The organism is Pseudomonas protegens (assembly GCF_003732485.1).
Taxonomy (GTDB): domain Bacteria; phylum Pseudomonadota; class Gammaproteobacteria; order Pseudomonadales; family Pseudomonadaceae; genus Aquipseudomonas; species Aquipseudomonas protegens_B.
On sequence record NZ_MOAK01000088.1, the window covers coordinates 22,373 to 44,975 of the forward strand.

Consider the following 22,603-nt stretch of genomic DNA (forward strand, 5'->3'; position numbering starts at 1 on the left):
GCGTTGGCAAAGGGTTCCGCGGCAACAGGCGGCGCTGCCACCGGTGCCACGCTCAACACCGGAGCCGGGCGGGCCGGCGTTTCGCCGAACAGGTCCCAGTCATCCGGAATCACCGCCCCGCTCTGGGGCGCCGCCGGCAGGGGCTGAGCTACGGGCTGAGGCACCGCCGTGGGGGTCGGCGGGCGAAAATCGTGCTGCTCGGCGGGCACGTGATCGGGCTGGGTCGCCGGTGGAGTCGCGCTCGGAGCGAGGAAATCGAACAGGTCAGGAAAAGTATCCTGGGCCGAAGCCCCCTGAAAATGTGCCACCGGCGCCATGGCAATCGGCTCGATGGGCGTGGATGGCGACGACTGGCGGCCCATCAGTGCTTCGAAACTGTTGGCGCTGTCCCCGGAAAAGGCCTCAGCCTGGACACGATTCAGACTGAAATCGATACGCGCACTGATTTCATAATCGCCAATACGAATAACCTCGCCATCTTCCAATGGCTCACTGCTACCCCGGCGCATGCGAATACCGGCACGGACTAACTCCACACCATTAGTGCTGTTATCGGTCAAATAATAACGGCCATCCTTGTATTGGATGACACAGTGTCGCGCGGAAACTAAGCGCTCTGGATCAGGAAGTACCCAGTCATTATCGGAACTACGGCCAATTGCCATCACACCCTGATCCATTAGTTTCTCAGGGCATTGGCCAGGGGTAATCTTGTGATAACTAGTGATAGTCAAACACAGCGACATTGCGCCTCCTTGCTGTACTTCCGCGTGCGAACCGGCGTCGGGAAAAAAGTTCCGTAAAAAATGAAAAGCCCGCAAAAAATCCCTTAAACAGCGCCGTTCACAGCATGATCGCTCAACTTAAACTACACAGATGACAAAAGCCTTTCTTCCCGCCTCAATCTGACTCGCCGGTCAAGGAACTAATAAGTCGACATAACACTGTCATGCGGGACGAATAGCTTACCTTGACAAGCCACAACTACTACACCAAAAATGCACAACTTCTTGAACACGGATGATGGCTCACTAGTATCAATGAGTCCATGTTAACCAAGAAATGTGCGCGAGTTCACAAACAACTAGTGCATTAATTGCCTGACTGTCCTGCAGGCTGATAGGGAGATCGAACCAGGTGGATGTACCGATGTTGCTCGCCGCCATTTCAGCAACTTCGCCTTGTGGCGAAGACCTGGAGTATGACGCGGATTTCTTGCACTTGGAGCGGGCCGCACAGGGCCAGCCCGAGCGCAGCATGGGCGACTCGATCCTGCCGGCCGAGCCGCCGGACTGGCGCAGCGTCCAGCAACAGAGCCTGGACTTGCTGTCGCGCAGCAAAGACCTGCGCATCACCCATTTCCTCCTGCAAAGCACCCTGGCCCTTGAAGGCCTGCCGGGCCTGGCCACCAGCCTCGACCTGATCAACGGTTTGCTCCGTGATTACTGGGCCGAGCTGCATCCGCGCCTGGACGCCGACGATGACAACGATCCCACGGTGCGGATCAATGCCCTGGCCGGCCTCGCGGCAGATTCCACCATCGGCCTGCTGCGCGAAGCCATCCTCACCCGCTCCCGGACCTTTGGCCCGGTGAGCCTGCGCGCCGCGCTGAATGCCGCCGGCCTGCAGTATTTTTCTGGCGAAAGCCTGGGTTCCGATCACTTGGCCGGTGCCCTGCAAGACAGCGATCCCGAGCACCTGGAAGCCATTCGCCACGCCTTGAGCAGCGCTCGCTCGGCGGCCGAAGCCATCGAGAAACAGGTCAGCGAACAGGTCGGTTCCGCCGCCGGCGTGGACCTCAGCGCCCTCAAGCAGCCCTTGCGCCTGGCGCTGCAAGTGCTTGGCCAGCATGCCCCACAAAGCATCGACAGCCCCGCCGAAGAGCCCCCCGAGGCTCCCGCGGGCGAAGCTTCCAGTGCGCCTTTGGCGCCGGCGCCGGCACGGGTCAGCGGCGAGATCAACAGCCGCGAAGACGTGCTGCGCAGCCTCGACCGGCTGCTGGCCTACTACAGCCGTCACGAGCCTTCGAGCCCGCTGCCGGTGCTGCTCAACCGGGCCAAGAACCTGGTCAACGCCGATTTCGCGGCCATCGTGCGCAATCTGATCCCCGACGGCATGTCCCAATTTGAAAACCTGCGCGGCCCTGAATCCGACTAACCGCGGAACAGCCGAGCAGTATCGTCAGCGGCAACCACCGACCGACGCCAACACCGTCGCAGCAGCGACCAGGAGCACAACGTGGCGAAGCAAAGTTCTCAAAAGTTCATCGCGCGCAACCGCGCGCCCCGGGTGCAGATCGAGTACGACGTCGAACTCTACGGCGCCGAGAAAAAGGTCCAGCTGCCCTTCGTCATGGGCGTGATGGCTGACCTGGCCGGCAAGCCTGTCGAGCCCCTGGCCGCAGTGGCCGATCGCAAGTTCCTGGAAATCGACGTCGACAACTTCGACTCGCGCCTCAAGGCCATGCAGCCACGGGTCGCGTTCCACGTACCCAACGAGCTGACCGGCGAAGGCAACCTGAGCCTGGACATCACCTTCGAGAGCATGGACGACTTCAGCCCTGCCGCGGTGGCGCGCAAGGTCGACTCCCTGAACCAGTTGCTGGAGGCCCGTACACAACTGGCCAACCTGCTGACCTACATGGACGGCAAGACCGGCGCTGAAGAAATCATCATGAAAGCCATCAAGGATCCGGCGTTGCTCCAGGCCCTGGCGAGTGCGCCAAAGCCTGTGGACTCCGAGCCGAACGCTTAATCAGGACCAACGATCATGACCGAATTGCTGCGTGACAATCAGGCCCAACCCGGCGCCACCGAGCAGGCCAGCGAATTCGCTTCGCTGCTGCTACAGGAGTTCAAACCCAAGACCGAGCGCGCTCGCGAAGCCGTGGAAACCGCCGTGCGGACCCTGGCCGAGCAAGCCCTGGCGCAGACCGACCTGGTGTCCAACGACGCCATCAAGTCGATCGAATCGATCATCGCCGCCATCGACGCCAAGCTCACCGCCCAGGTCAACCAGGTGATCCATCACCCGGAATTCCAGAAACTGGAAAGCGCCTGGCGCGGCTTGCACTACCTGGTCAACAACACCGAGAGCGACGAGCAGCTGAAGATCCGCGTGCTCAACATCTCCAAGCCGGAGCTGCACAAGACCCTGAAGAAATTCAAGGGCACGGCCTGGGACCAGAGCCCGCTGTTCAAGAAGATGTACGAAGAGGAATACGGCCAGTTCGGCGGCGAGCCTTACGGCTGCCTGGTGGGCGACTACTACTTCGACCAGTCGCCACCGGACGTGGAGCTGCTGGGCGAACTGTCCAAGGTCTGCGCGGCCATGCACTCGCCATTCATCGCTGCGGCTTCGCCGACCGTGATGGGCATGGGTTCGTGGCAGGAACTGTCCAACCCGCGCGATCTGACCAAGATCTTCACCACTCCGGAATACGCCGGCTGGCGCTCCCTGCGTGAATCGGAAGACTCGCGCTATATCGGCCTGACCATGCCGCGCTTCCTGGCGCGTCTGCCGTACGGCGCCAAGACCGATCCGGTGGAAGCCTTCGCCTTCGAAGAAAACACCGACGGCGCCGACAGCACCAAGTACACCTGGGCCAACGCGGCCTACGCCATGGCGGTGAACATCAACCGTTCGTTCAAGCATTTCGGCTGGTGCTCGCGGATTCGCGGCGTGGAGTCCGGTGGCGAGGTGGAAAACCTCCCGGCCCACACTTTCCCCACCGACGACGGTGGCGTGGACATGAAGTGCCCGACCGAGATCGCCATCTCCGACCGCCGTGAAGCGGAACTGGCGAAGAACGGTTTCATGCCGCTGCTGCACAAGAAGAACACCGACTTCGCCGCCTTCATCGGCGCCCAGTCGCTGCAGAAGCCCGCCGAATACGACGACCCGGACGCCACCGCCAACGCCAACCTGGCCGCGCGCCTGCCGTACCTGTTCGCCACCTGCCGCTTCGCCCATTACCTGAAGTGCATCGTGCGCGACAAGATCGGTTCCTTCAAAGAGAAGGACGAGATGCAGCGCTGGTTGCAGGACTGGATCCTCAACTACGTCGACGGTGATCCGGCGCACTCCACCGAAACCACCAAGGCCCAGCACCCACTGGCTGCGGCGGAAGTGGTGGTCGAGGAAGTCGAAGGCAACCCGGGCTACTACAACTCGAAGTTCTTCCTGCGCCCGCACTACCAGCTCGAAGGGCTGACCGTGTCGCTGCGCCTGGTATCCAAACTGCCGTCCGCCAAGGGCGCCTGACCCATAACCGACTCATACCTGTCGCCGCAGGCACAGGCTGCGCAAGGTCCCCAGGGCCTTGCGCAGCGGCGACAGACGCTGAATCAACATCGTGGCAAGTGCCACACAGGGAGAAAACATGGCTGTTGATATTTTCATCAAGATCGGTGACATCAAGGGCGAGTCCATGGACAAAGCCCACAAGGACGAAATCGATGTGCTGAACTGGAGCTGGGGCATGTCCCAATCCGGCAACATGCACGTAGGTGGCGGCGGCGGCGCGGGCAAGGTGAACATCCAGGACCTGTCGCTGACCAAGTACGTCGACAAGGCATCGCCAAACCTGATGATGCATTGCTCCAGCGGCAAGCACATCGACAAGGTGCGCCTGACCGTGCGCAAGGCCGGCGGCGAAAGCCAGGTCGAGTACATGATCATCGACCTGGAAGAAGTGCTGATCACTTCCCTGAGCACCGGCGGCTCGGGCAGCGATGACCGCCTGACCGAAAACATCACCCTGAACTTCGCTCAGGTGATGGTCGAGTACCAGCCGCAGAAAGCCGACGGCACCAAGGACGGCGGCCCGATCAAGTACGGCTGGAACATCCGCTCGAACACCAAGCGCTGATGCGCTGCGGTCGCGGCCCTCGGGTCGCGACCGACCCGGCCCTCGCGTCGTGCCTGGCACTACGCGGGGACGGTTGGCCAGGACCGCGTCCTCGTGAGTCTTTGGTTATGCCCCTTTTCGTGACGTCATGCCTGCGCAATCCGATCCTGGAGCGAACCCTTTGGTAACCGACATCGCCGCCCGCGATCGCTTGCAACCCTCTTTGCTGGATCGTCTGACCGACGATGAGCCCGGCAACCTGAAAGAAAGCCCGGACAAGCGCGTGCTGTCCCTGAGCCAGCTCAAGGCCTCGGTACTGCGCGACCTGGCATGGCTGCTCAACACCACTTCCCTGCTGGAAGCCGATGCCACCCTGCACACCCCCGCCGGTACTTCGGTGGTCAACTACGGCCTGCCGGCCCTGGCCGGGTACAGCGCGTCGAGCATCGATATCCCGGCCCTGGAGACCTTGATCCACCAGGCCATCGCCACCTTTGAACCACGGATTCTGCGCAGTACCTTGCGGGTTCGCGCGCGCACCGCGCCCGGCGAGATGAACCACAACGCCCTGAGCTTCGAGATCGAGGGCGACCTGTGGGCCCAGCCGATGCCCCTGCGCCTGCTGCTGCAAACCGACATGGACCTGGAATCCGGTCACGTCCGGGTGGTGCATGCCGACTCCCGGAGGCGCTCATGAATCCGCGCCTCTTGGAGCTGTACAACCAGGAACTGCAACACGTGCGCGAAAGCGCCGCGGAGTTCGCCAAGGAATACCCGAAGATCGCCAGCCGCTTGACCCTGTCGGGCATGGACTGCGCCGACCCCTATGTCGAGCGCCTGCTGGAAGGCTTTGCCTATCTGACGGCCCGGGTGCAGTTGAAGCTCGATGCCGAGTACCCGACCTTCACCCACAACCTGCTGGAAATCGCCTACCCGCACTACCTGGCACCGACTCCATCGATGACCGTGGTGCAGTTGCAGGCCGATCCCGATGAAGGCTCCCTGAGCAGCGGCTTCACCCTGGAGCGCGACACCAGTCTGCGCGCCGCCCTGGGCCGCGACACCCAGACCTGCTGCGAGTACCGCACCGCCCACGCGGTGACGCTGTGGCCGCTGAAGGTCAGCCAGGCCGAGTACTTCGGCAACCCGGCAGCGGTACTCGGACGCCTGGCCGCCAGCGAACCCAAGGCCAAGGCCGGTCTGCGCCTGACCCTGCGCACCGGTGCCGAGCTGCCGTTCAACAGCCTGGCCCTGGACCAGTTGCCGCTGTACCTGAACGGCAACGACGAGCTGCCGTTCCGCCTCTACGAACAGTTGCTGGGCAACGCCTGCGCGGTATTCGCCCGGGCTCCCGGCAGCGACTGGGTCGAGCGCTTGCCCCTGGACGCCGTGCGTTCCCGGGGCTTCGACGACCGCGACGCAGCCCTGCCGGTGGTGCCCCAGGCCTTCCAGGGCTATCGCCTGCTGCAGGAATACTTCGCCCTGCCCAACCGCTTCCTGTTCGTCGAATTCACCCAACTGGACCGTGCGGTACAACGCTGTACCGGTCAGGAGCTGGAGCTGATCGTACTCTTCGAGCGCTTCGACCAGAGCCTGGAAGGCAGCGTCGGCAGCGCCCAGTTCGTGCCCTTCTGCACCCCGGCCATCAACCTGTTTCCCAAGCGACTGGACCGTATTCACCTGTCCGACCGGGTCAACGAACACCATGTGATCGCCGACCGCACCCGGCCCATGGATTTCGAAGTGCACTCGCTGAGCGCCCTCAGTGGCCACGGCACCGGGCCGGAGCAGCCGTTCCTGCCGTTCTACGCGGTGCGCGATCCGTCCCGCTACGGCCGTGACCAGGCTTACTACATCGTCCGCCGCGAGCCGCGGGTGCTGTCCAGCGACCAGCGCCGCAACGGCCCACGCTCCACCTACATCGGCAGTGAGTCCTTCGTCAGCCTGGTGGACAGCCAGCAGGCGCCCTACCGCCATGACCTGCGCCAGCTCGGGGTCAGCGCCCTGTGCACCAACCGCGACCTGCCACTGTTCATGAACACCGGCAACGGCAAGACCGACTTCACCCTGGCCGACAGCGCCCCGGTGCAGGCCATCCGCTGCCTGGCAGGCCCCAGCCGCCCGCGGCCCAGCCACGCCCATGACGGCAAGGCCTGGCGCCTGATCAGCCAGCTGTCGCTGAACTACCTGTCCCTGAGCGAACAGGGACAGGGCGCGGCAGCCCTGCGCGAGCTGCTGCGGCTGTATGGCGACAGCAACGATGCGGCCCTGCAATTGCAGATCGAGGGCCTGCGGGAAGTCAGCAGCAAAGCGGTGACCCGGCGCCTGCCGATGCCCGGGCCGATCGTCTTCGGCCGGGGCCTGGAGATCACCCTGCAATTCGACGAAAACGCGTTTCGCGGCACCGGGGTGTTCCTGCTCGGCGCAGTCTTCGAGCGCTTCCTGGCACGTTACGTGTCGATCAACAGTTTTACCGAGACGGTGATCCGTACCACCGAACGCGGCGAGATCATGCGATGGAAAGCCAAGCCCGGACGTCGTCCGACTCTTTGAATACGCTGACGGCGATGCACGCCGAGCCCTGGGAGTACGACTTCTTCCAGGCCCTGCGGCGTATCGAATGCCTGTCGCCGCAACTGCCGCGCTTCGGTCACTCCCTGCGCCTGGCGGACGATCCGCTGCGCCTGGGCCAACAGGCCGACTGCACCTTCGCCCCCTCGACCCTGGCTTCGGTGACCCCCGGCAGCGAGGGCGCGGCCACGCGCCTGGAGCAGTTCTTCTTCGGCCTCGGCGGCCCCAACGGCCCCCTGCCGCTGCACATCACCGAGTACGTGCGCGAACGCCAGCGCAACAACGCCGACAGCACCAGCAAGCGCTTTCTCGATGTGTTCCACCATCGTCTGCTGAGCCTGTTCTACCGGGCCTGGGCCGAAGCCCGGCCCACGGTGAGCCACGACCGACCGGACGACGACTACTGGTCCGCGCGGCTGGCGGCCCTGAGTGGCCGGGGCATGCCCAGCCTGCTCAAGCAGGGGCTGATTCCCGACACCGCCAAGCTGCACTACAGCGGCCACCTGGCGGCCCAGACCCGCTACCCGGACGGCCTGCGCGCCATCATCGGCGAGTATTTCGGCCTGCCAGTGGCAATCGAAGAGTACGTCGGCCAGTGGCTCGAGCTGCCGGAGCGCAGCCGGGTCGGAGTGCAGTCCCATCAACTGGGGGTGGACTTCTGCCTGGGCAGCCACGTCTGGGATCGCCAGCACAAATTCCGCATTCGCCTGGGTCCGCTGAAGCTGGACGAGTACCAGGGGATGCTGCCCGACGGCCAGCAGTTCAAGGAGCTGGTGGCCTGGGTCGCCGAGTACCTGGGCTTCGAGCTGGACTGGGACCTGAACCTGGTCCTGCTCAAGGACGAAGTGCCCAAGCTGCAACTCAACGGCCGCCAGCGCCTGGGTTTCAACACCTGGCTCGGTCAACCCGGCAGTGATGCCAAGGACCTAATACTGGCCCGGCACTACGCCGACCTGGCCACTACCTCACGTACACCAAGGAGCACAGAGCATGGGTGAAATCAGTCGCGCGGCGCTGTTCGGCAAACTCAACAGCGTTGCCTACAAAGCCATCGAAGCCGCCACGGTCTTCTGCAAACTGCGGGGCAACCCCTATGTGGAACTGGCCCACTGGCTGCACCAGTTGCTGCAACTTGCGGACTCGGACCTGCACCGCATCATCCGCCAGTTCAACCTGGAGCCGGCGCGTCTGGCCAAGGACCTGACCGAGGCCCTGGACCGCCTGCCCCGGGGCTCGACCTCGATCACCGACCTGTCGTCCCACGTCGAGGAAGCGGTGGAACGCGGCTGGGTCTACGGCAGCCTGATGTTTGGCGAAACCCAGGTGCGCACCGGCTACCTGGTGATCGGCATCCTCAAGACGCCGAGCCTGCGCCATGCACTGCTGGGGCTGTCCCGGGAGTTCGACAAGATCAAGATCGAGGCCCTGTGCGAGCGCTTTGACGAGTACATCGGCGACTCGCCGGAAAACGCCCTGAACGCCAGCGACGGTTTCAATGCCGGTGCGGTCCCGGGCGAAGCCAGCGGCGCCATGGCCCCCAGCGCCCTGGGCAAGCAGGAAGCCCTCAAGCGCTTCACCGTCGACCTCACCGAGCAGGCCCGCAGCGGCAAGCTCGACCCCATCGTCGGCCGTGACGAAGAGATCCGCCAACTGGTGGACATCCTCATGCGTCGCCGCCAGAACAACCCGATCCTCACCGGCGAAGCCGGGGTCGGCAAGACCGCGGTGGTGGAAGGTTTCGCCCTGCGCATCGTCGCCGGTGACGTGCCGCCGGCGCTCAAGGACGTCGAGCTGCGCAGCCTCGATGTCGGCCTGCTGCAGGCCGGCGCCAGCATGAAGGGCGAGTTCGAACAGCGCCTGCGCCAGGTCATCGAGGACGTTCAGGCCTCGCCCAAGCCGATCATTCTGTTCATCGACGAAGCCCACACCCTGGTGGGTGCCGGTGGCGCCGCCGGCACCGGCGATGCGGCCAACCTGCTCAAGCCGGCCCTGGCCCGCGGCACCCTGCGCACTGTGGCCGCCACCACTTGGGCCGAGTACAAGAAGCACATCGAGAAAGACCCGGCCCTGACCCGCCGCTTCCAGGTGGTGCAAGTGGCCGAGCCTTCGGAAGACAAGGCGCTGCTGATGATGCGCGGCGTGGCCTCGACCATGGAACAGCACCATCAGGTGCAGATCCTCGACGAAGCCCTGGAAGCCTCGGTCAAGCTCTCGCACCGCTACATCCCGGCGCGCCAGCTTCCCGATAAATCCGTCAGCCTGCTGGACACTGCCTGCGCCCGCGTCGCCATCAGCCTGCACGCGGTGCCGGCGGAAGTGGATGACAGCCGCCGTCGGATCGAAGCCCTGGAAACCGAGCTGCAGATCATCGCCCGGGAACAGGCGATCGGCGTGGCCATCGGCAACCGCCAGGTCAACAGCGAGAACCTCCTGGCCGCCGAGCGCGAGCGCCTGGCCGAGCTGGAAAGCCGTTGGGCCGAGGAGAAGACCCTGGTGGACGAGCTGCTGGCGACCCGCGCCCAACTGCGGGAAAACGTCGGCCTGGTGGACAGCGACGTCGGCGACGAAAGCCAAGGCCTGCGGGAAAAACTGCTGGACCTGCAACAGCGCCTGACGGCCCTGCAAGGTGAAACCCCGTTGATCCTGCCGACCGTGGATTACCAGGCGGTGGCCTCGGTGGTGGCCGACTGGACCGGGATTCCCGTGGGCCGCATGGCCCGCAACGAACTGGAAACCGTGCTCAACCTCGACCAGCACCTGAAGAAACGCATCATCGGCCAGGACCACGCCCTGCAGATGATCGCCAAGCGCATCCAGACCTCCCGCGCCGGCCTCGACAACCCCAACAAGCCGATCGGCGTGTTCATGCTGGCGGGCACCTCCGGGGTGGGCAAGACCGAGACCGCCCTGGCCCTGGCCGAAGCCATGTACGGCGGCGAGCAGAACGTCATCACCATCAACATGAGCGAGTTCCAGGAAGCCCACACCGTGTCCACCCTCAAGGGTGCCCCGCCGGGCTACGTCGGCTACGGCGAAGGCGGCGTGCTCACCGAAGCGGTGCGGCGCAAGCCCTACAGCGTGGTGCTGCTGGACGAAGTGGAAAAGGCTCACCCGGACGTGCACGAGATCTTCTTCCAGGTGTTCGACAAGGGCGTCATGGAAGACGGCGAAGGCCGCATGATCGACTTCAAGAACACCCTGATCCTGCTCACCACCAACGCCGGCACCGAGCTGATCGCCAACGTCTGCAAGAACCCGCAGACCATGCCCGAGCCGGAAGAGATCGCCAAGGCCCTGCGTCAGCCCTTGCTGGAGATCTTCCCGCCGGCGCTGCTGGGCCGCCTGGTGACCATCCCCTACTACCCGCTGAGTGACGACATGCTCAAGGCGATCACCCGCCTGCAACTGGGACGGATCAAGAAGCGCGTGGAAAGCACCCACAAGGTGGATTTCGATTTCGACGACGACGTCATCGACCTGATCGTTTCCCGCTGCACCGAGACCGAGAGTGGCGGCCGCATGATCGACGCCATCCTGACCAACAGCCTGCTGCCGGACATGAGCCGCGAGTTCCTCACCCGCATGCTCGAAGGCCGCGCCCTGGCCGGAGTGCGCATCCGCCAACGGGACAACGAACTGCACTACGACTTCAGCGAGCCGGCCTGACCCAGCGCCCCTGCTTCCGTAGGAGCTGGCTTGCCAGCGAAACGCGCGCCACGGTGATGGACCTGGCGCCTTCGCGAGCAAGCTCGCTCCTGCAGGGGTGATGCCAGGCACACCACGCATTCAACGAGACTGACGATGCAATTTCAGCAATCCACACGACTGGCACAGGTCAATTGCCCTCTGGGACCGGACGTCCTGCTGCTCAACAGCATGGGCGGCGGCGAAGAGCTGGGGCGCTTGTTCGATTACCAGATGCAGCTGACCTCCAGCGACGCCCACATCGACCTCAACCAGCTGCTGGGCAAGCCCATGGGCCTCAGCGTGCAGTTGGACGACGGCAGCCAGCGCTATTTCCACGGCATCGTGGCCCGCTGCAGCCAGAACGTCGACAGCGGCCAGTTCGCCAGTTACCAGGTAACCCTGCGCCCCTGGCTGTGGCTGCTCAGCCGCACCTCCGACTGCCGGATCTTCCAGAACCTGAGCATCCCGCAGATCATCAAGCAGGTATTCCGCGACCTGGGCTTTTCCGATTTCGAAGACGCCCTGAGCCGTCCCTATCGGGAGTGGGAATACTGCGTGCAGTACCGGGAAAACAGCTTCGACTTCGTCAGCCGGCTGATGGAACAGGAAGGCATCTACTACTTCTTCCGTCACGAGAAGGACCGCCACGTACTGGTGCTGGCCGACGCCTATGGTGCCCACAGCAGCGTGCCCGGCTACGCCTCGGTGCCCTACTACCCACGGGACGAGCAACAGCGCGAACGCGACCATATCTTCGACTGGCACCTGGCCCAGGAAGTCCAGCCCGGGTCCCTCGAACTCAACGACTACGACTTCCAGCGCCCCAGCGCACGGATCGACGTGCGCTCGGCCATGCCGCGTCCTCACAGTGCCGGCGACTACCCGCTCTACGACTACCCCGGCACCTACGTGCAGAGCAGCGACGGCGAGCACTACGCGCAGACCCGCATCGAAGCCCTGCAAAGCCTGCACGAGCGCATCGAACTGAGCGGCAATGCCCGTGGCCTGGGGGTGGGCAACCTGTTCAACCTCACCGGCTTCAGCCGCCAGGACCAGAACCGCGAATACCTGATCGTCGGCATCCACTACTACGTGGTCCAGGAGAGCCTCGAGACCGGCGGCAGCGGCGGCTCGGCACAGTTCGAAAGCCACCTGACCTGCATCGACGCCCAGCAGAGTTTCCGCCCCCTGGCCAAGACCCAGCGGCCTATCGTCCAGGGCCCACAGACCGCGCGGGTGGTGGGCCCGGCCGGGGAAGAGATCTGGACCGACCAATATGGCCGGGTCAAGGTGCACTTCCATTGGGACCGCCACGACCAGTCCAACGAGAACAGCTCCTGCTGGATTCGCGTATCCCAGGCCTGGGCCGGCAAGAACTGGGGCTCGATGCAGATCCCGCGGATCGGCCAGGAGGTGATCGTCAGCTTCCTCGAAGGCGACCCCGACCGCCCGATCATCACCGGCCGGGTGTACAACGCCGAGCAGACCGTGCCCTACGACCTGCCGGCCAACGCCACCCAGAGCGGGATGAAGAGCCGTTCGAGCAAGGGCGGCAGCCCGGCCAACTTCAACGAAATCCGCATGGAAGACAAAAAGGGCGCGGAGCAGCTGTACATCCATGCCGAGCGCAACCAGGACATCGTGGTCGAGGTCAACGAAAGCCACTCGGTGGGCAATGACCGCAACAAGAGCATTGGCCACGACGAGTACGTGACCGTTGGCAACAAGCGCACGCGCATCGTCCAGCACGTGGACGAGCTGCGGGTCGGCGAGAAAAAGATCGACAGCGTCGGCCAGAGCTACGTGATCGAGGTCGGCGAGCGCCTGCGCCTGGTGTGCGGGGCCAGCATCCTGGAGCTCAACGCCAGCGGCCAGATCAACCTGTGCGGGGTCAACATCAGTGTCCATGCCAGCAGTGACGCGCAGATCAACACCGGCGGCGTGCTGCACCTGAACAACGGCGGCGGCCCGGACACCACCACCGAGGGCCAGGGAGTCCAAGGCGCCATCAGCGCCCTGGTGAAAGCCGCCTTCCCCACGCCCAAGGGCCAGTAAACGGATGCTTGCACCATGACCTATCGCCTCAATGAACTGCAGTTTCAAGCGCCCGCCGGCGAGCTGCAGGACGCCTCGATCAACATCCTCAAGTTCCCGCAGCTGGGTACGTCGCTGATTGTCAGCCGCAGCCTGCTGGGCGACGGCGAAACCCTGGAAAGCAACCTGACAAGCCAGCTGCAACGGCTGGAGCAACAGGTCCAGGAACTGCGCTACCAGACCCCGCAACCGGTGCTGCTGGGGCCGGCCCAGGACATTCCGGGCCTGGAGCTGCGCAGCCAGTTCAGCAAGGGCAGCGAGCAGGTGTTCCAGTTCCAGCTGGCCCTGGTGCTGCCCGGCACCCGGCAGATGCTCGCCATGAGCTACGTCAAGGCACAGAAACTCGGGGATGGGGAAGCCGCCCATTGGGCGCAGATCAAGAACACCCTGGTGCTGAGCTGAGGCGGACCCATGTCTGACGCGCTGTGGGCCGCCCGACTGGGCGACGGGCTGGAACACACTTCGATGATGGCCGACATCCTCGGCGGCGTGCTGGAGGTGGCGGCCAACGTCGCCATCGGCGCCCTGGCAACCATGGCGGTGGCCGCGGCGGCGGGCATCACCGTGGCCACCGGTGGTCTCGGCGCTTGCGTGCTGGGGCTGGTGGTCGGCGTGGTGGTGGGCGTGGTCATGAGCAAGACCGGAGCCGACAAGGGCCTGAGCAATTTATGCGAGGGCTTCGCCAACGCCCTGTTCCCCCCCTCGATCCAGGCCACCATCGCCAGCGGTTCGCAAAAGGTGTTGACCAACAACAAACCGGCGGCCCGCGCGGCGGGCATCGCCCCGCCGTCGCATATCAGCGGCGACGGCGCCGAGGAAGGCGAAGCCACCGACACCCCTTCGGCCACCCCGGAGGAAGGCCCGGGCTTTCTCGACATGGCCAAGGAATTCTTCTCGCAGATGTGGCGGCCCACCGTGGCCTCCCCGGCCCCCGGCTCCCAGACCAAGGAACTGGACCTGGTGACCTGCACCAAACACCCGCCGATGCCCGTGCAGTACCTGGCCGAAGGCTCGGAGAAGGTCAGCATCGACGGCCAGCCGGCGGTGCGCAGCGGCGACCGCAGCACCTGCGACGCCAAGGTGGTGGCGGCCGGGCCGATTTCTCCCGACGTGACCATCGGTGGCGGCTCGGTGGTGGTACGCGAGATCCGCAGCGGCAAGACCCCGGGGGTGGGCCTGGCGGTGACCGTGCTGATGATGCTCAAGGGCGGCAAGGGCAAGTTCCTCAGCAACCTGCCGTGCATGCTGATGGCCGGAGTCAACTCCTTTGTCGTCAGCCAGGCGACCAATGCCCTGACCCAGGCTATCGCCGGCTCGCCCAATCCGGTGCACGCCGCCACCGGGGCCAAGGTGCTGGGGTACGACGAGGACCTGGATTTCGCCTTGCCCGGGGTGTTGCCCATCGATTGGCAGCGGGTCTACAACAGCCTCGACGAGCGCCGGGACGGGCTGTTCGGCGCCGGCTGGAGCGTGCTCTACGAGAGCTTTGTGGCGCTCGACGCCCACCCCGAGGGTGGTGAACGCCTGATCTACACCGATGAACAGGGGCGGCGCATCGACATGGGGTCGATTCCCCTCGGTGGCGCGGTGTTCAGTGACGGCGAAGGCCTGAGCGTGCGGCGCAATCACGACGGCCGGCTGCTCATCGAGAGCGAGGACGGCCTGTACCGGCTGTTCGAGCCCAGCCCGGATCGTCCGGCCCATCTGCGCCTGAACCAGCTGGGGGACCGCAACGACAACCGCATTCACCTGGACTACGACAGCGGCGGGCGCCTCGGCCGCCTGCGCGATACCTTCGATCAGGTCCAGGTCGAACTGATCTACAGCCCGCAATGGCCCGGCCGGGTGGCGCAGATCGAGCGCCTGTACCCCGACCAGCAGCGTGAAGTGCTGGCCAGCTACGCCTATGACAGCCAGGGCGACCTGGCCGAAGTGCGCGACGCCAGCCAGCAATTGCAACGCCACTTTGCCTACGACAGTGCCCGGCGCATGGTCGAGCACTGGCTACCCACCGGGTTGCGCTGCTTCTATGAATGGGCCTGGATCGACGAGCGCGAATGGCGGGTGGTTCGTCATTACACCGACGAAGGCGACGAATACCGCTACGACTACGACCTGCAGGAGGGCATCACCCGCATCACCGACAGCCTGCAGCGCCAGAGCCTGCGGCGTTGGAACAGCCAACGGCAGATCACCGAATACACCGACAACCTGGGGCAGACCTGGCAGTTCCAATGGAACGAAGAGCGCCAGCTGCTTGGGGCCATCGACCCTCTGGGCGGCCAGTACCAGTTCCATTACGACGACACCGGCAACCTGTGCCGCAGCGTCGACCCCCTGGGACGCTGCGAGTCGACCCTGTGGCTGGAACACTGGTCGCTGCCACTGACGCAGATCGACGCCGCCGGCAATAGCTGGACCTACCAGTACGACGCCCGGGGCAACTGCATCCGCGAAACCGATCCGCTGGGCCACAGCACCCGCTACCGCTATGACGCCCGCGGCCTGGTGCGGGAAGTCACCGACGCCAGCGGCAAGCGCCAGACCCTGGAATGGAACGACCAGGGGCAGTTGGTGCAGCAGGTCGACTGCTCGGGCTACCCCACCCGTTTTAGCTATGACCGCCAGGGTTACCTGCAGACCATTACCAACGCCCTGGGCGAGCGTCAGACCTTTCACTACAACGCCCAGGGGCGCTTGCTGGAGAGCCACTTGCCCGATGGCCGCAGCGAACACTACCAGCGCGACGCCAGCGGCCTGCTGACCGGCTACATCGACCCGGCGGGCCACAGCACCGGCTATCAATACGATCGCCGGGGCCAGGTGCGCCTGCGCACCGATCCCCATGGCCGGCAAGTGCAGTTCGGCTACGACGCCTTTGGCCGTCTGCAGGCGCTGACCAATGAAAACGGCGAAAGCTACCGTTTCACCTGGGACGTCGGCGATCGCCTGGTGCAGCAGCAGGACCTCGACGGCAGCGCCCGGCGCTTTGCCTACGACGGTCTGGACCAGGTCACCCGCCTGGAATACGTCCCCGCGCCCCCGGCCCCGGGAGCGCCGGCCGTAGCGCCCATCGTCCACCAGTTGCAGCGCGACGCCGTAGGCCGCCTGATCGGCAAGACCACCGACGACGGGCACACCCGGTACGACTACGACCCGCTGGATCAACTGACGGCGGTGCACTTCACCGACCACGCCGGCCAGCAGCAGGACCTGAGCTTCACCTACGATGCCCTCGGCCAGTTGCTCTCGGAGCAGACCCCCGACGCCAGCCTGCAGTACCAGTACGACGAACTGGGCAACCCGACCCGCACCCGCCTGCCGGATGGCCGCTGGCTCAACCGCCTGTATTACGGCAGCGGCCACCTGCACCAGATCAACCTCGACGGCCAGCTCATCAGCGACTTCGAGCGCGACCGGCTGCACCGCGAAGTGCTGCGCACCCAGGGCCAGATCAGCTGCCACAGCGAATACGACCGCGGTGGCCGCCTGCGTGCCCGTCTGCGGCGCTCGACAGCGATGCCGGGCAACCCGGCGCTGGAGCGGCAGAAGCACTTCGAATTCGACCCCGGCGATAACCTGATCGGGCGCATGACCCGCCAGCCTCAGGGGCAGGACCAGCAACTGCTGCACTACGACGCCAGCGGTCGCATCATCGCCAGCCAGGGGCGCCTCGCAGGACACAACGAAACCTTCAGCTACGATGCCGCGGCCAACCTGCTGGACGGGGCCCAGGTGGCAGGCGGGCAGGTCCGGCACAACCAGCTGCTGAGCTTCCAGGACAAACGCTACCGCTACGATGGCTTCGGCCGGCTGATCGAGAAACGCAGCGCCAGCCGCGGCGTACAGCATTTCAGCTATGACGCCGAGCATCGCCTGATCGAGGTGCGCAACCTGAGCGCCGCGGGCGACACCCTGGTGCGCATGCGCTACGACCCGTTCGGCCGGCGGATCGCCAAGAGCCTCTGCGACAGCCAGGGCCAGCCCCTGGATGAGACCCGCTTCACCTGGGATGGCATGCAACTGCTGCAGGAACACAGCCGCCACCAGGACAGCCTGTACCTCTATGCCCCGGACAGCGACGAGCCCCTGGCGCGGGTCGATGGCCTGGGTGCCCGGCAGAAGGTGCGCTACTACCACAACGACTTGAGCGGGCTGCCGGAACAATTGACCGAGGCCGACGGCCACTGCGTCTGGCAGGCGCGCTATCGGGTCTGGGGCAACACCCTGGAAGAGGTGCGTGAACCCTATTACATCGAAGAGCAGAACCTGCGGTTCCAGGGCCAGTACCTGGATCGGGAAACCGGCCTGCACTACAACACCTTCCGCTTCTATGACCCGGATGTGGGACGCTTCACCACGCCGGATCCGATCAGCCTGGCCGGGGGCCTGAACCTCTACCTCTACGCCCCCAACCCGTTTGGCTGGATCGACCCCCTGGGCTGGAGCTGTGCCTCGTCGATCAACCGCCGGATCAAGAGCCTGAAGAAACAGGGCTATCAGGACCACCACATCCTCAGCGACAAGCACCCGGCGACCAAGAATCATCCGTTGCTCAAGCTGGCCGGCTACGATCTGCAAAGCCGAAGGAATAAAATCTTCCTGCCCAACAAGAAGACCGCGATGAAGGACCCGCGCCGTTCGATCCACGAAGGCCGCCACGCCGGCCGGGTCAGCGACAACCTGGCGGCGAAGATGACCCAGGTGGAACAGGTCGGCAAACGCAATAACTGGAACCAGGCCCAATACCGCAAGGCCCTGGACAAAATTGTCTCCGATGAGCGCCAGTTGCTGCGCTCAGGCCAGCGGCAACTGAACAAGAATGCTCGGCCGGGAGCCTATTACGATTAGGAACAGATGATGATCTTGAGCTGGAAACCCCCGATCCAATACAACCCGAAGCTGATCGGTTCCTACGACGTCGAGAGCGGTGCCTATGAAACCCCGGGCTCCAGTTTCGACTACCTGGCCCTGCTCGCCGGGCAGCCGTATCCAAAGGCGATGGACACGCCGCCGGTGTTCTTCCCGTGCAAGGCGAAGAAGCTGCTGGAGCACGATTGCCTGTGGCTGCTGGGGGGCATTCCCCTGGTCTCGGCGCGCCTGGCGGACTTTCTCCGCCAACAGGCGCCGGCCGACGTCGAGCTGATCCAGCCCTTGCGCCTGGTGGCCGACCACCAGGACGTCAGCCAGCCGTACTACATCGTCAACGCCATCCAGGCCGTCAAGGCCATCGACCACGCGCGTTCCGAAGCGGAGCGCGACGATGACGGCACCCTGCTCTACTTCAACAAGACCTGGTTTCTTGAGAGCGCCCCGGGCATGGGCCAGATCGCCCGGGAGCCGGAATCCGGGGATCTGTTGATCACCGCGACGCTGGCCGATCGCTTGATCGACGCCGGCTTCAAGGGTGACAAGGGGCTGGGGCTGTACAGCGCCGAACGGCGTTTCGTGCCTTATCGGAACAATGCCTGAGGCCTGAAGGAGGCCGGGTCAGATCGCCGAGCCGCGATTGCTGCCCGGCTTGATGATCAGCAACCGATCCAGCTCGCGCCGCCTGGCGCGGGTGACGAACGCCAACGCGGCTTGCAGGTCCTGTTCGAACCGCGCAAAGGTCGCGCGATCGATGGCGTAGTGCTCCTCATAGTCCACCACGCCGAGGCTGACCGGAAAGGAGACGTAGTACTGTGCGGTGGACTCCTCGATGCCCATCGAGAACATTTCCTCGCGGTTGACCAACAGATCCTTGAACAGCATGGCGCGCCTCAGGGCAGATCGACCTTCAAGCCACGCCCGGTCTGCACCGCCACGTAGTGCGCGTCTTTCAGCGCTCGGGCCAGCTCAGGGTCGGTTTCGTCGAACTCCTTCACGGCAATGGCGCCAATGCTGATCTGGTGCAGCGCGGAGCGGTCCAGGCTGCGGTCCAGCAGAACCGCGCGAACGTACTGCAGCTGTTTTTGCAGGACGTCGAAGACCTCGTAACCCGGCAGGACCAGGGCCCGCTTGGCCACCAGCGCCAGTGCGCGATCAATGTAGTCGATTGGTTTCATGGTCCACCAGGAGAGAGCGCGCCGAAGGCGCCTTTATCATTTGAGAACAACTGTTGCGCCCCGCCCTTGGCGGGATAGGACTGCCCCTTGACCGACCAGAAGTCGTTGGTCGGCGCAGCCGTGCTGCGCAGGACTTGCACCTTGCGGGTTGTTCCATAGGAATTGAGAACCTTGGGTTCAATGGTGTTGGCGGCGCGGTTGGTGCCCATGGGGTTGATCCCCAGCTCGGTCGGCTGCACTCGCGGGCTGAGAGTATACCAGTTGCCCTGGGGCGCCCCGGGGGACTGGTATTGCCACAGGTTCTTGCCAGGCGCCAGGGTCTCCACCCGCACCGGATGATTGAAATCCAGGCCGTTCATGTAGGACTGTGCGTCGACCTTGGAATAGCCCTGGGACTCGAAGAAGTTCGCCGCCACTTCACGGTTGCCACGGTAATTGATGTCGCCATGCAGGTCGCCGGAGCGGCCGAACTTCTGATTCAGGTAGGCACGCCGCGAGGTCAGCTCGGGCACCGCGGTCGCCGGTTTGCGCGCCGCCAGTTTCGGCCCCAGGCCCAGCAGGGCCATGCCGGCCACCCCTTGCAGCAGATCGCGATAGCCCGGCCCCAGGCGGTCGCCCAGATCCCCCAGCAGGGCCATGCCGCCATACACTGCGGCACCCACTGCCAGGGCACCGGCCAATGCCGCCACTCCCGCCATGGCCGCCACCACCAGCCCGGCGCCGAGCGCCGCCAGCCCCAGTGCTTCCAGCCCGGTGTGCATCCAGCCTTCGATATCCAGGACGAACGCCACCTGCACCGTGGGCCCGCCGATGAAGGTATTTTCACTGCCGGTCTTGATATGGGCGCCGCAGACCATCTTGCTTTGCAGGCGCGCCGCCGGCTTGCCGTTGATGGTGACCTTGGCGCTGCCCTCGGCGATCAGTACCGGGAACGGCCAGATCGGGTGGTTCAGCGGCAAGCCGCTGCACGAGGACGAGTGATCCTGGCCCGCGCGCATGGCGTTGCGCAGGTTGATGCGGACATTGAAGCTGCCCTCCACCAGCACCCCCGTGCTGGGTTCAGGCAGGTTGAAAATGGTGCTCAAGCCCTTGGCGATCTGGAACATCGACAAGCCGCCCGCCGCGACGGAGCCTGCGATGATGGCGATCGCCACCCCACCGGTGGCCACCGTCGCCGCCACTACTGCGGCGCCAATCAGGGCACCGACAACGGCCCCTGCGACCATCGCCGCCACGCCAAAACCGTGGGCGATCTCATCCCCCAGGCGCGCTGCTGCCAACATATCCATGGTTCGTTACTCGGCCTGGAGGATCAGACCACCGCTGGCTGGGGCTTGAGGCTTTGCATGGCCTGTTTCCAGGCGGGTTCGTGGTGCACCAGATCATTGACCGTGGTGGTCAGGGTGGTGATCAGCACCGCCGGCTTACGCTCGATGAACACTTGGCGCAGCATCAGCTCGCGACCTTCGCGTTTCCAGCTGTAGTCCAGCAGGACCGAGGCGTGGCCGTGCATGTCGAAGTCCCAGCGCTTGATCAGGGTGAAGCCCGGCAGTTGCTGCTCGGCGCCGCTCAGTTGCCGGGCCACGTAATCGGCGAATGAAGCGTCGCCCTGGCTCGGGTCGCGGCTGATGACGAAGCTGGCTTCCTGGGCGCCGCCCACTGCCGGCAGCTTGAAGATATTGATGCTCTGGTCCTGCCAGGCATCGGGGATGTCGAGGTCGGCTTCTTGAATGCGGTAAGAGGACAAGAGGTTCGCGTTCCATGCTGAGGGGGTCGGACAGCGGCGGATTTTCAAGCAATGACCGGCAACAATCAAGGAACCCGTTGGCAACTTTGAACAAACCAATCCAGCCCGGCAAAGGCACCCGGATCAGGCTCAGCGTGCTTGCAGACAGGAGGCGTAAGCCTGGGCAAAGCGCCGGTCGAACTTGAGGGCCTGGGGCTCCTCGGGATCGATGCTGACATTCCACAGCGCTTGCTGCGGCACGTCGTAGCGAACCCAGCCAATGATCCCGCTGCCGGAGGTTTCGTAGAACAGCTGCAGGCTCAGTTCATCGCCATCATCCCGGTCGATCAGCAGCTTGAGCCGCTCCGGGGTGGTGAAATCGCGGTAGGGAAAGTCACTGCTCCTGACCATTTCGGTGAGGTAGCCGTAGCAGCCTTGACCCGGGTTGGCCTCATCGGCCAGGACCGGCAGGGTGAAAGCAGTGATCAGCAGGCTCAGGCCCGCCCGCTTCAAGTACCGCATGATTGCCCCTTGAGGGTCAGGGTTTCGACCTGATCGTTCATCTCGATCTGCGCCAGCACCTGGCGGTCGTGGGACTCCTGGTATTCGCTGAAGTTGTTGCGCTTGAGGATGTTCAGGGTAACGCGGATATGGGCGCCGGCATTCTGGTACTCGCTGCGCTCGGGCCCCTGGGCGCCACCGGTGAGTTCCACCAGTTGTCCGCCGGTCTTGAGGTAGAGAAACCGCTCATCCACTTCCACCAGCAGGCGCGGCGCCTTGGGCGCCACGCTGTAGTCCTCGCCGGCCAGGGAGTAGCCGCAGAGCCAGACGCCGGCGCTGTCGTATTTCTGACTGTGGAACCAGTTGAGGGCCTCGCGATAGCCGATCTGGGCCAGTCGCGAGTCGCTGCCGGCCGAGGCCGATGACAGGCCAAGGAAGAAGATGCAGCCCACTAGCATGGCGGCGACATCGGGGCGCCCCAGGTAGCGCAACGCGGCCACCCCTGCTGGGGGTTTGTCAGTGGTGCGGGTCATCCTTGGCCTTAGATCACGAATCGGACAATCGCGCATCCTAGCCACGCCACTACGGCTTCGCAAGCTGATCGGCGAGCAATCTGCGGGCAAAAAAATAGGCACCCGATGCGTTCGGCGTGCCTATTTTCCCCTGCGGGCTCCCGCTGCCGGGAGCTCGCTCAATGCTTATGGGTTGACGCTGTCTTTCAGCGACTTGCCCGGTTTGAATGCCACGGTGTTGCTGGCCTTGATCTTCACCGGCTCGCCGGTTTGCGGGTTCTTGCCGGTGCGGGCGCCACGGTGACGTTGCAGGAAAGTACCAAAACCGACCAGGGTGACGCTGTCTTTGCGGTGCAGAGCCCCGGTGATTTCTTCAAGAATGGCGTTGAGCACGCGATTGGCCTGCTCTTTGGTCAGGTCCGCTTTTTCAGCAATGGCTGCGGCGAGTTCTGGTTTACGCATAGTGTGAAGCCTCTTTGACGGTTTTTTGTTGTTATGTCCGTGCTGTTCACGGGAACAGCGCCCAAGGCGCCGCAGGCTCTACGCTGCGGCAGACGGGTGTGAGGATGGCACGCGCTTGAGAGTGGCGCCAGTCTTGCCGCGACCTTTGTGGGGG

General features: G+C 64.4%; 20 protein-coding genes. 12 read left to right on the forward strand and 8 right to left on the reverse strand.

Annotated features, from left to right (window positions below; genetic code table 11):
- Window positions 1-746, reverse strand: a 746-nt coding sequence (gene tagH / locus BLX41_RS36860) for a type VI secretion system-associated FHA domain protein TagH (RefSeq protein ID WP_259745438.1), incomplete at its 3' end; no start/stop codon positions are given.
- A 391-nt stretch (window positions 747-1,137) separates the two neighbouring features.
- Between tagH and tssA the strand changes: the two genes are divergently transcribed.
- The 12 genes from tssA (at window position 1,138) to BLX41_RS31515 (ending at window position 18,673) form a co-directional block, all read left to right on the forward strand.
- Window positions 1,138-2,157 (forward strand): type VI secretion system protein TssA, encoded by a 1,020-nt coding sequence (gene tssA / locus BLX41_RS31460; protein ID WP_123728017.1) that lies wholly within the window; start codon window positions 1,138-1,140, stop codon window positions 2,155-2,157.
- 81 nt (window positions 2,158-2,238) lie between these two features.
- The gene (gene tssB, locus BLX41_RS31465; protein ID WP_102881305.1) at window positions 2,239-2,754 is read left to right on the forward strand and encodes a type VI secretion system contractile sheath small subunit; all 516 of its coding nucleotides are present in this window, start codon (window positions 2,239-2,241) and stop codon (window positions 2,752-2,754) included.
- Between the two features lie 15 nt (window positions 2,755-2,769).
- Window positions 2,770-4,263, forward strand: a complete 1,494-nt coding sequence (tssC, locus tag BLX41_RS31470) for a type VI secretion system contractile sheath large subunit (protein WP_123728018.1) — start codon at window positions 2,770-2,772, stop codon at window positions 4,261-4,263.
- Between the two features lie 118 nt (window positions 4,264-4,381).
- Entirely contained in the window at window positions 4,382-4,870 is a 489-nt protein-coding gene (locus BLX41_RS31475; RefSeq protein WP_011064257.1) for an Hcp family type VI secretion system effector, read from the forward strand.
- Window positions 4,871-5,030: 160 nt separating this feature from the next.
- Window positions 5,031-5,546: a type VI secretion system baseplate subunit TssE gene (gene tssE / locus BLX41_RS31480; RefSeq protein WP_123728019.1), complete on the forward strand. Its 516-nt coding sequence runs from the start codon at window positions 5,031-5,033 to the stop codon at window positions 5,544-5,546.
- On the forward strand, window positions 5,543-7,402 hold the full coding sequence (gene tssF / locus BLX41_RS31485) for a type VI secretion system baseplate subunit TssF (protein ID WP_123728020.1): 1,860 nt from the start codon (window positions 5,543-5,545) through the stop codon (window positions 7,400-7,402). Before tssE ends, tssF begins: the two co-directional genes overlap by 4 nt.
- Complete coding sequence (tssG, locus tag BLX41_RS31490) at window positions 7,366-8,418, forward strand: type VI secretion system baseplate subunit TssG (protein WP_123728021.1); 1,053 nt, start codon at window positions 7,366-7,368, stop codon at window positions 8,416-8,418. Before tssF ends, tssG begins: the two co-directional genes overlap by 37 nt.
- Window positions 8,411-11,086: a type VI secretion system ATPase TssH gene (tssH, locus tag BLX41_RS31495; RefSeq protein WP_123728022.1), complete on the forward strand. Its 2,676-nt coding sequence runs from the start codon at window positions 8,411-8,413 to the stop codon at window positions 11,084-11,086. The genes tssG and tssH overlap by 8 nt, the downstream gene beginning before the upstream one ends.
- Before the next feature lie 135 nt (window positions 11,087-11,221).
- Entirely contained in the window at window positions 11,222-13,162 is a 1,941-nt protein-coding gene (locus BLX41_RS31500; RefSeq protein WP_123728023.1) for a type VI secretion system Vgr family protein, read from the forward strand.
- 15 nt (window positions 13,163-13,177) lie between these two features.
- Window positions 13,178-13,603 (forward strand): DcrB-related protein, encoded by a 426-nt coding sequence (locus BLX41_RS31505; protein WP_123728024.1) that lies wholly within the window; start codon window positions 13,178-13,180, stop codon window positions 13,601-13,603.
- 9 nt (window positions 13,604-13,612) lie between these two features.
- On the forward strand, window positions 13,613-18,052 hold the full coding sequence (locus BLX41_RS31510) for an RHS repeat-associated core domain-containing protein (RefSeq protein WP_123728025.1): 4,440 nt from the start codon (window positions 13,613-13,615) through the stop codon (window positions 18,050-18,052).
- 15 nt (window positions 18,053-18,067) lie between these two features.
- Complete coding sequence (locus BLX41_RS31515; RefSeq protein WP_148059794.1) at window positions 18,068-18,673, forward strand: imm11 family protein; 606 nt, start codon at window positions 18,068-18,070, stop codon at window positions 18,671-18,673.
- Between the two features lie 18 nt (window positions 18,674-18,691).
- Here BLX41_RS31515 and BLX41_RS31520 read toward each other — a convergent pair whose 3' ends face one another.
- The 7 genes from BLX41_RS31520 to BLX41_RS31550 all read right to left on the reverse strand — a co-directional run bounded on the left by BLX41_RS31520 (window position 18,692) and on the right by BLX41_RS31550 (window position 22,449).
- On the reverse strand, window positions 18,692-18,955 hold the full coding sequence (locus tag BLX41_RS31520) for a hypothetical protein (protein WP_123728027.1): 264 nt from the start codon (window positions 18,953-18,955) through the stop codon (window positions 18,692-18,694).
- An 8-nt stretch (window positions 18,956-18,963) separates the two neighbouring features.
- Window positions 18,964-19,248 carry an immunity protein Tsi6 family protein gene (locus BLX41_RS31525; RefSeq protein ID WP_123728028.1) on the reverse strand — a complete coding sequence of 95 codons (285 nt, stop codon included), beginning with the start codon at window positions 19,246-19,248 and terminating at the stop codon, window positions 18,964-18,966.
- The gene (locus BLX41_RS31530) at window positions 19,245-20,537 is read right to left on the reverse strand and encodes a polymorphic toxin type 46 domain-containing protein (RefSeq protein ID WP_123728029.1); all 1,293 of its coding nucleotides are present in this window, start codon (window positions 20,535-20,537) and stop codon (window positions 19,245-19,247) included. Before BLX41_RS31530 ends, BLX41_RS31525 begins: the two co-directional genes overlap by 4 nt.
- Window positions 20,538-20,560: 23 nt before the next feature.
- Window positions 20,561-20,995, reverse strand: coding sequence for a DcrB-related protein (locus BLX41_RS31535; protein WP_123728030.1), 435 nt, complete (start codon window positions 20,993-20,995; stop codon window positions 20,561-20,563).
- 129 nt (window positions 20,996-21,124) lie between these two features.
- Window positions 21,125-21,496, reverse strand: coding sequence for a hypothetical protein (locus tag BLX41_RS31540; protein ID WP_123728031.1), 372 nt, complete (start codon window positions 21,494-21,496; stop codon window positions 21,125-21,127).
- Window positions 21,484-22,008, reverse strand: coding sequence for a hypothetical protein (locus tag BLX41_RS31545; RefSeq protein ID WP_123728032.1), 525 nt, complete (start codon window positions 22,006-22,008; stop codon window positions 21,484-21,486). Before BLX41_RS31545 ends, BLX41_RS31540 begins: the two co-directional genes overlap by 13 nt.
- Before the next feature lie 165 nt (window positions 22,009-22,173).
- Window positions 22,174-22,449, reverse strand: coding sequence for an HU family DNA-binding protein (locus BLX41_RS31550; protein ID WP_011064269.1), 276 nt, complete (start codon window positions 22,447-22,449; stop codon window positions 22,174-22,176).
- Window positions 22,450-22,603 lie beyond the last annotated feature (154 nt).

Coding starts and splice junctions, on each gene's coding strand:
- tssC (WP_123728018.1), top strand. CDS start 2,770: ATGACCGAATTGCTGCGTGACAATCAGGCCCAACCCGGCGCCACCGAG.
- BLX41_RS31500 (WP_123728023.1), top strand. CDS start 11,222: ATGCAATTTCAGCAATCCACACGACTGGCACAGGTCAATTGCCCTCTG.
- tssH (WP_123728022.1), top strand. CDS start 8,411: ATGGGTGAAATCAGTCGCGCGGCGCTGTTCGGCAAACTCAACAGCGTT.
- BLX41_RS31510 (WP_123728025.1), top strand. CDS start 13,613: ATGTCTGACGCGCTGTGGGCCGCCCGACTGGGCGACGGGCTGGAACAC.
- BLX41_RS31475 (WP_011064257.1), top strand. CDS start 4,382: ATGGCTGTTGATATTTTCATCAAGATCGGTGACATCAAGGGCGAGTCC.
- BLX41_RS31530 (WP_123728029.1), bottom strand. CDS start 20,537: ATGGATATGTTGGCAGCAGCGCGCCTGGGGGATGAGATCGCCCACGGT.
- tssG (WP_123728021.1), top strand. CDS start 7,366: ATGGAAAGCCAAGCCCGGACGTCGTCCGACTCTTTGAATACGCTGACG.
- BLX41_RS31525 (WP_123728028.1), bottom strand. CDS start 19,248: ATGAAACCAATCGACTACATTGATCGCGCACTGGCGCTGGTGGCCAAG.
- tssF (WP_123728020.1), top strand. CDS start 5,543: ATGAATCCGCGCCTCTTGGAGCTGTACAACCAGGAACTGCAACACGTG.
- BLX41_RS31505 (WP_123728024.1), top strand. CDS start 13,178: ATGACCTATCGCCTCAATGAACTGCAGTTTCAAGCGCCCGCCGGCGAG.
- BLX41_RS31520 (WP_123728027.1), bottom strand. CDS start 18,955: ATGCTGTTCAAGGATCTGTTGGTCAACCGCGAGGAAATGTTCTCGATG.
- BLX41_RS31545 (WP_123728032.1), bottom strand. CDS start 22,008: ATGACCCGCACCACTGACAAACCCCCAGCAGGGGTGGCCGCGTTGCGC.
- BLX41_RS31540 (WP_123728031.1), bottom strand. CDS start 21,496: ATGCGGTACTTGAAGCGGGCGGGCCTGAGCCTGCTGATCACTGCTTTC.
- BLX41_RS31550 (WP_011064269.1), bottom strand. CDS start 22,449: ATGCGTAAACCAGAACTCGCCGCAGCCATTGCTGAAAAAGCGGACCTG.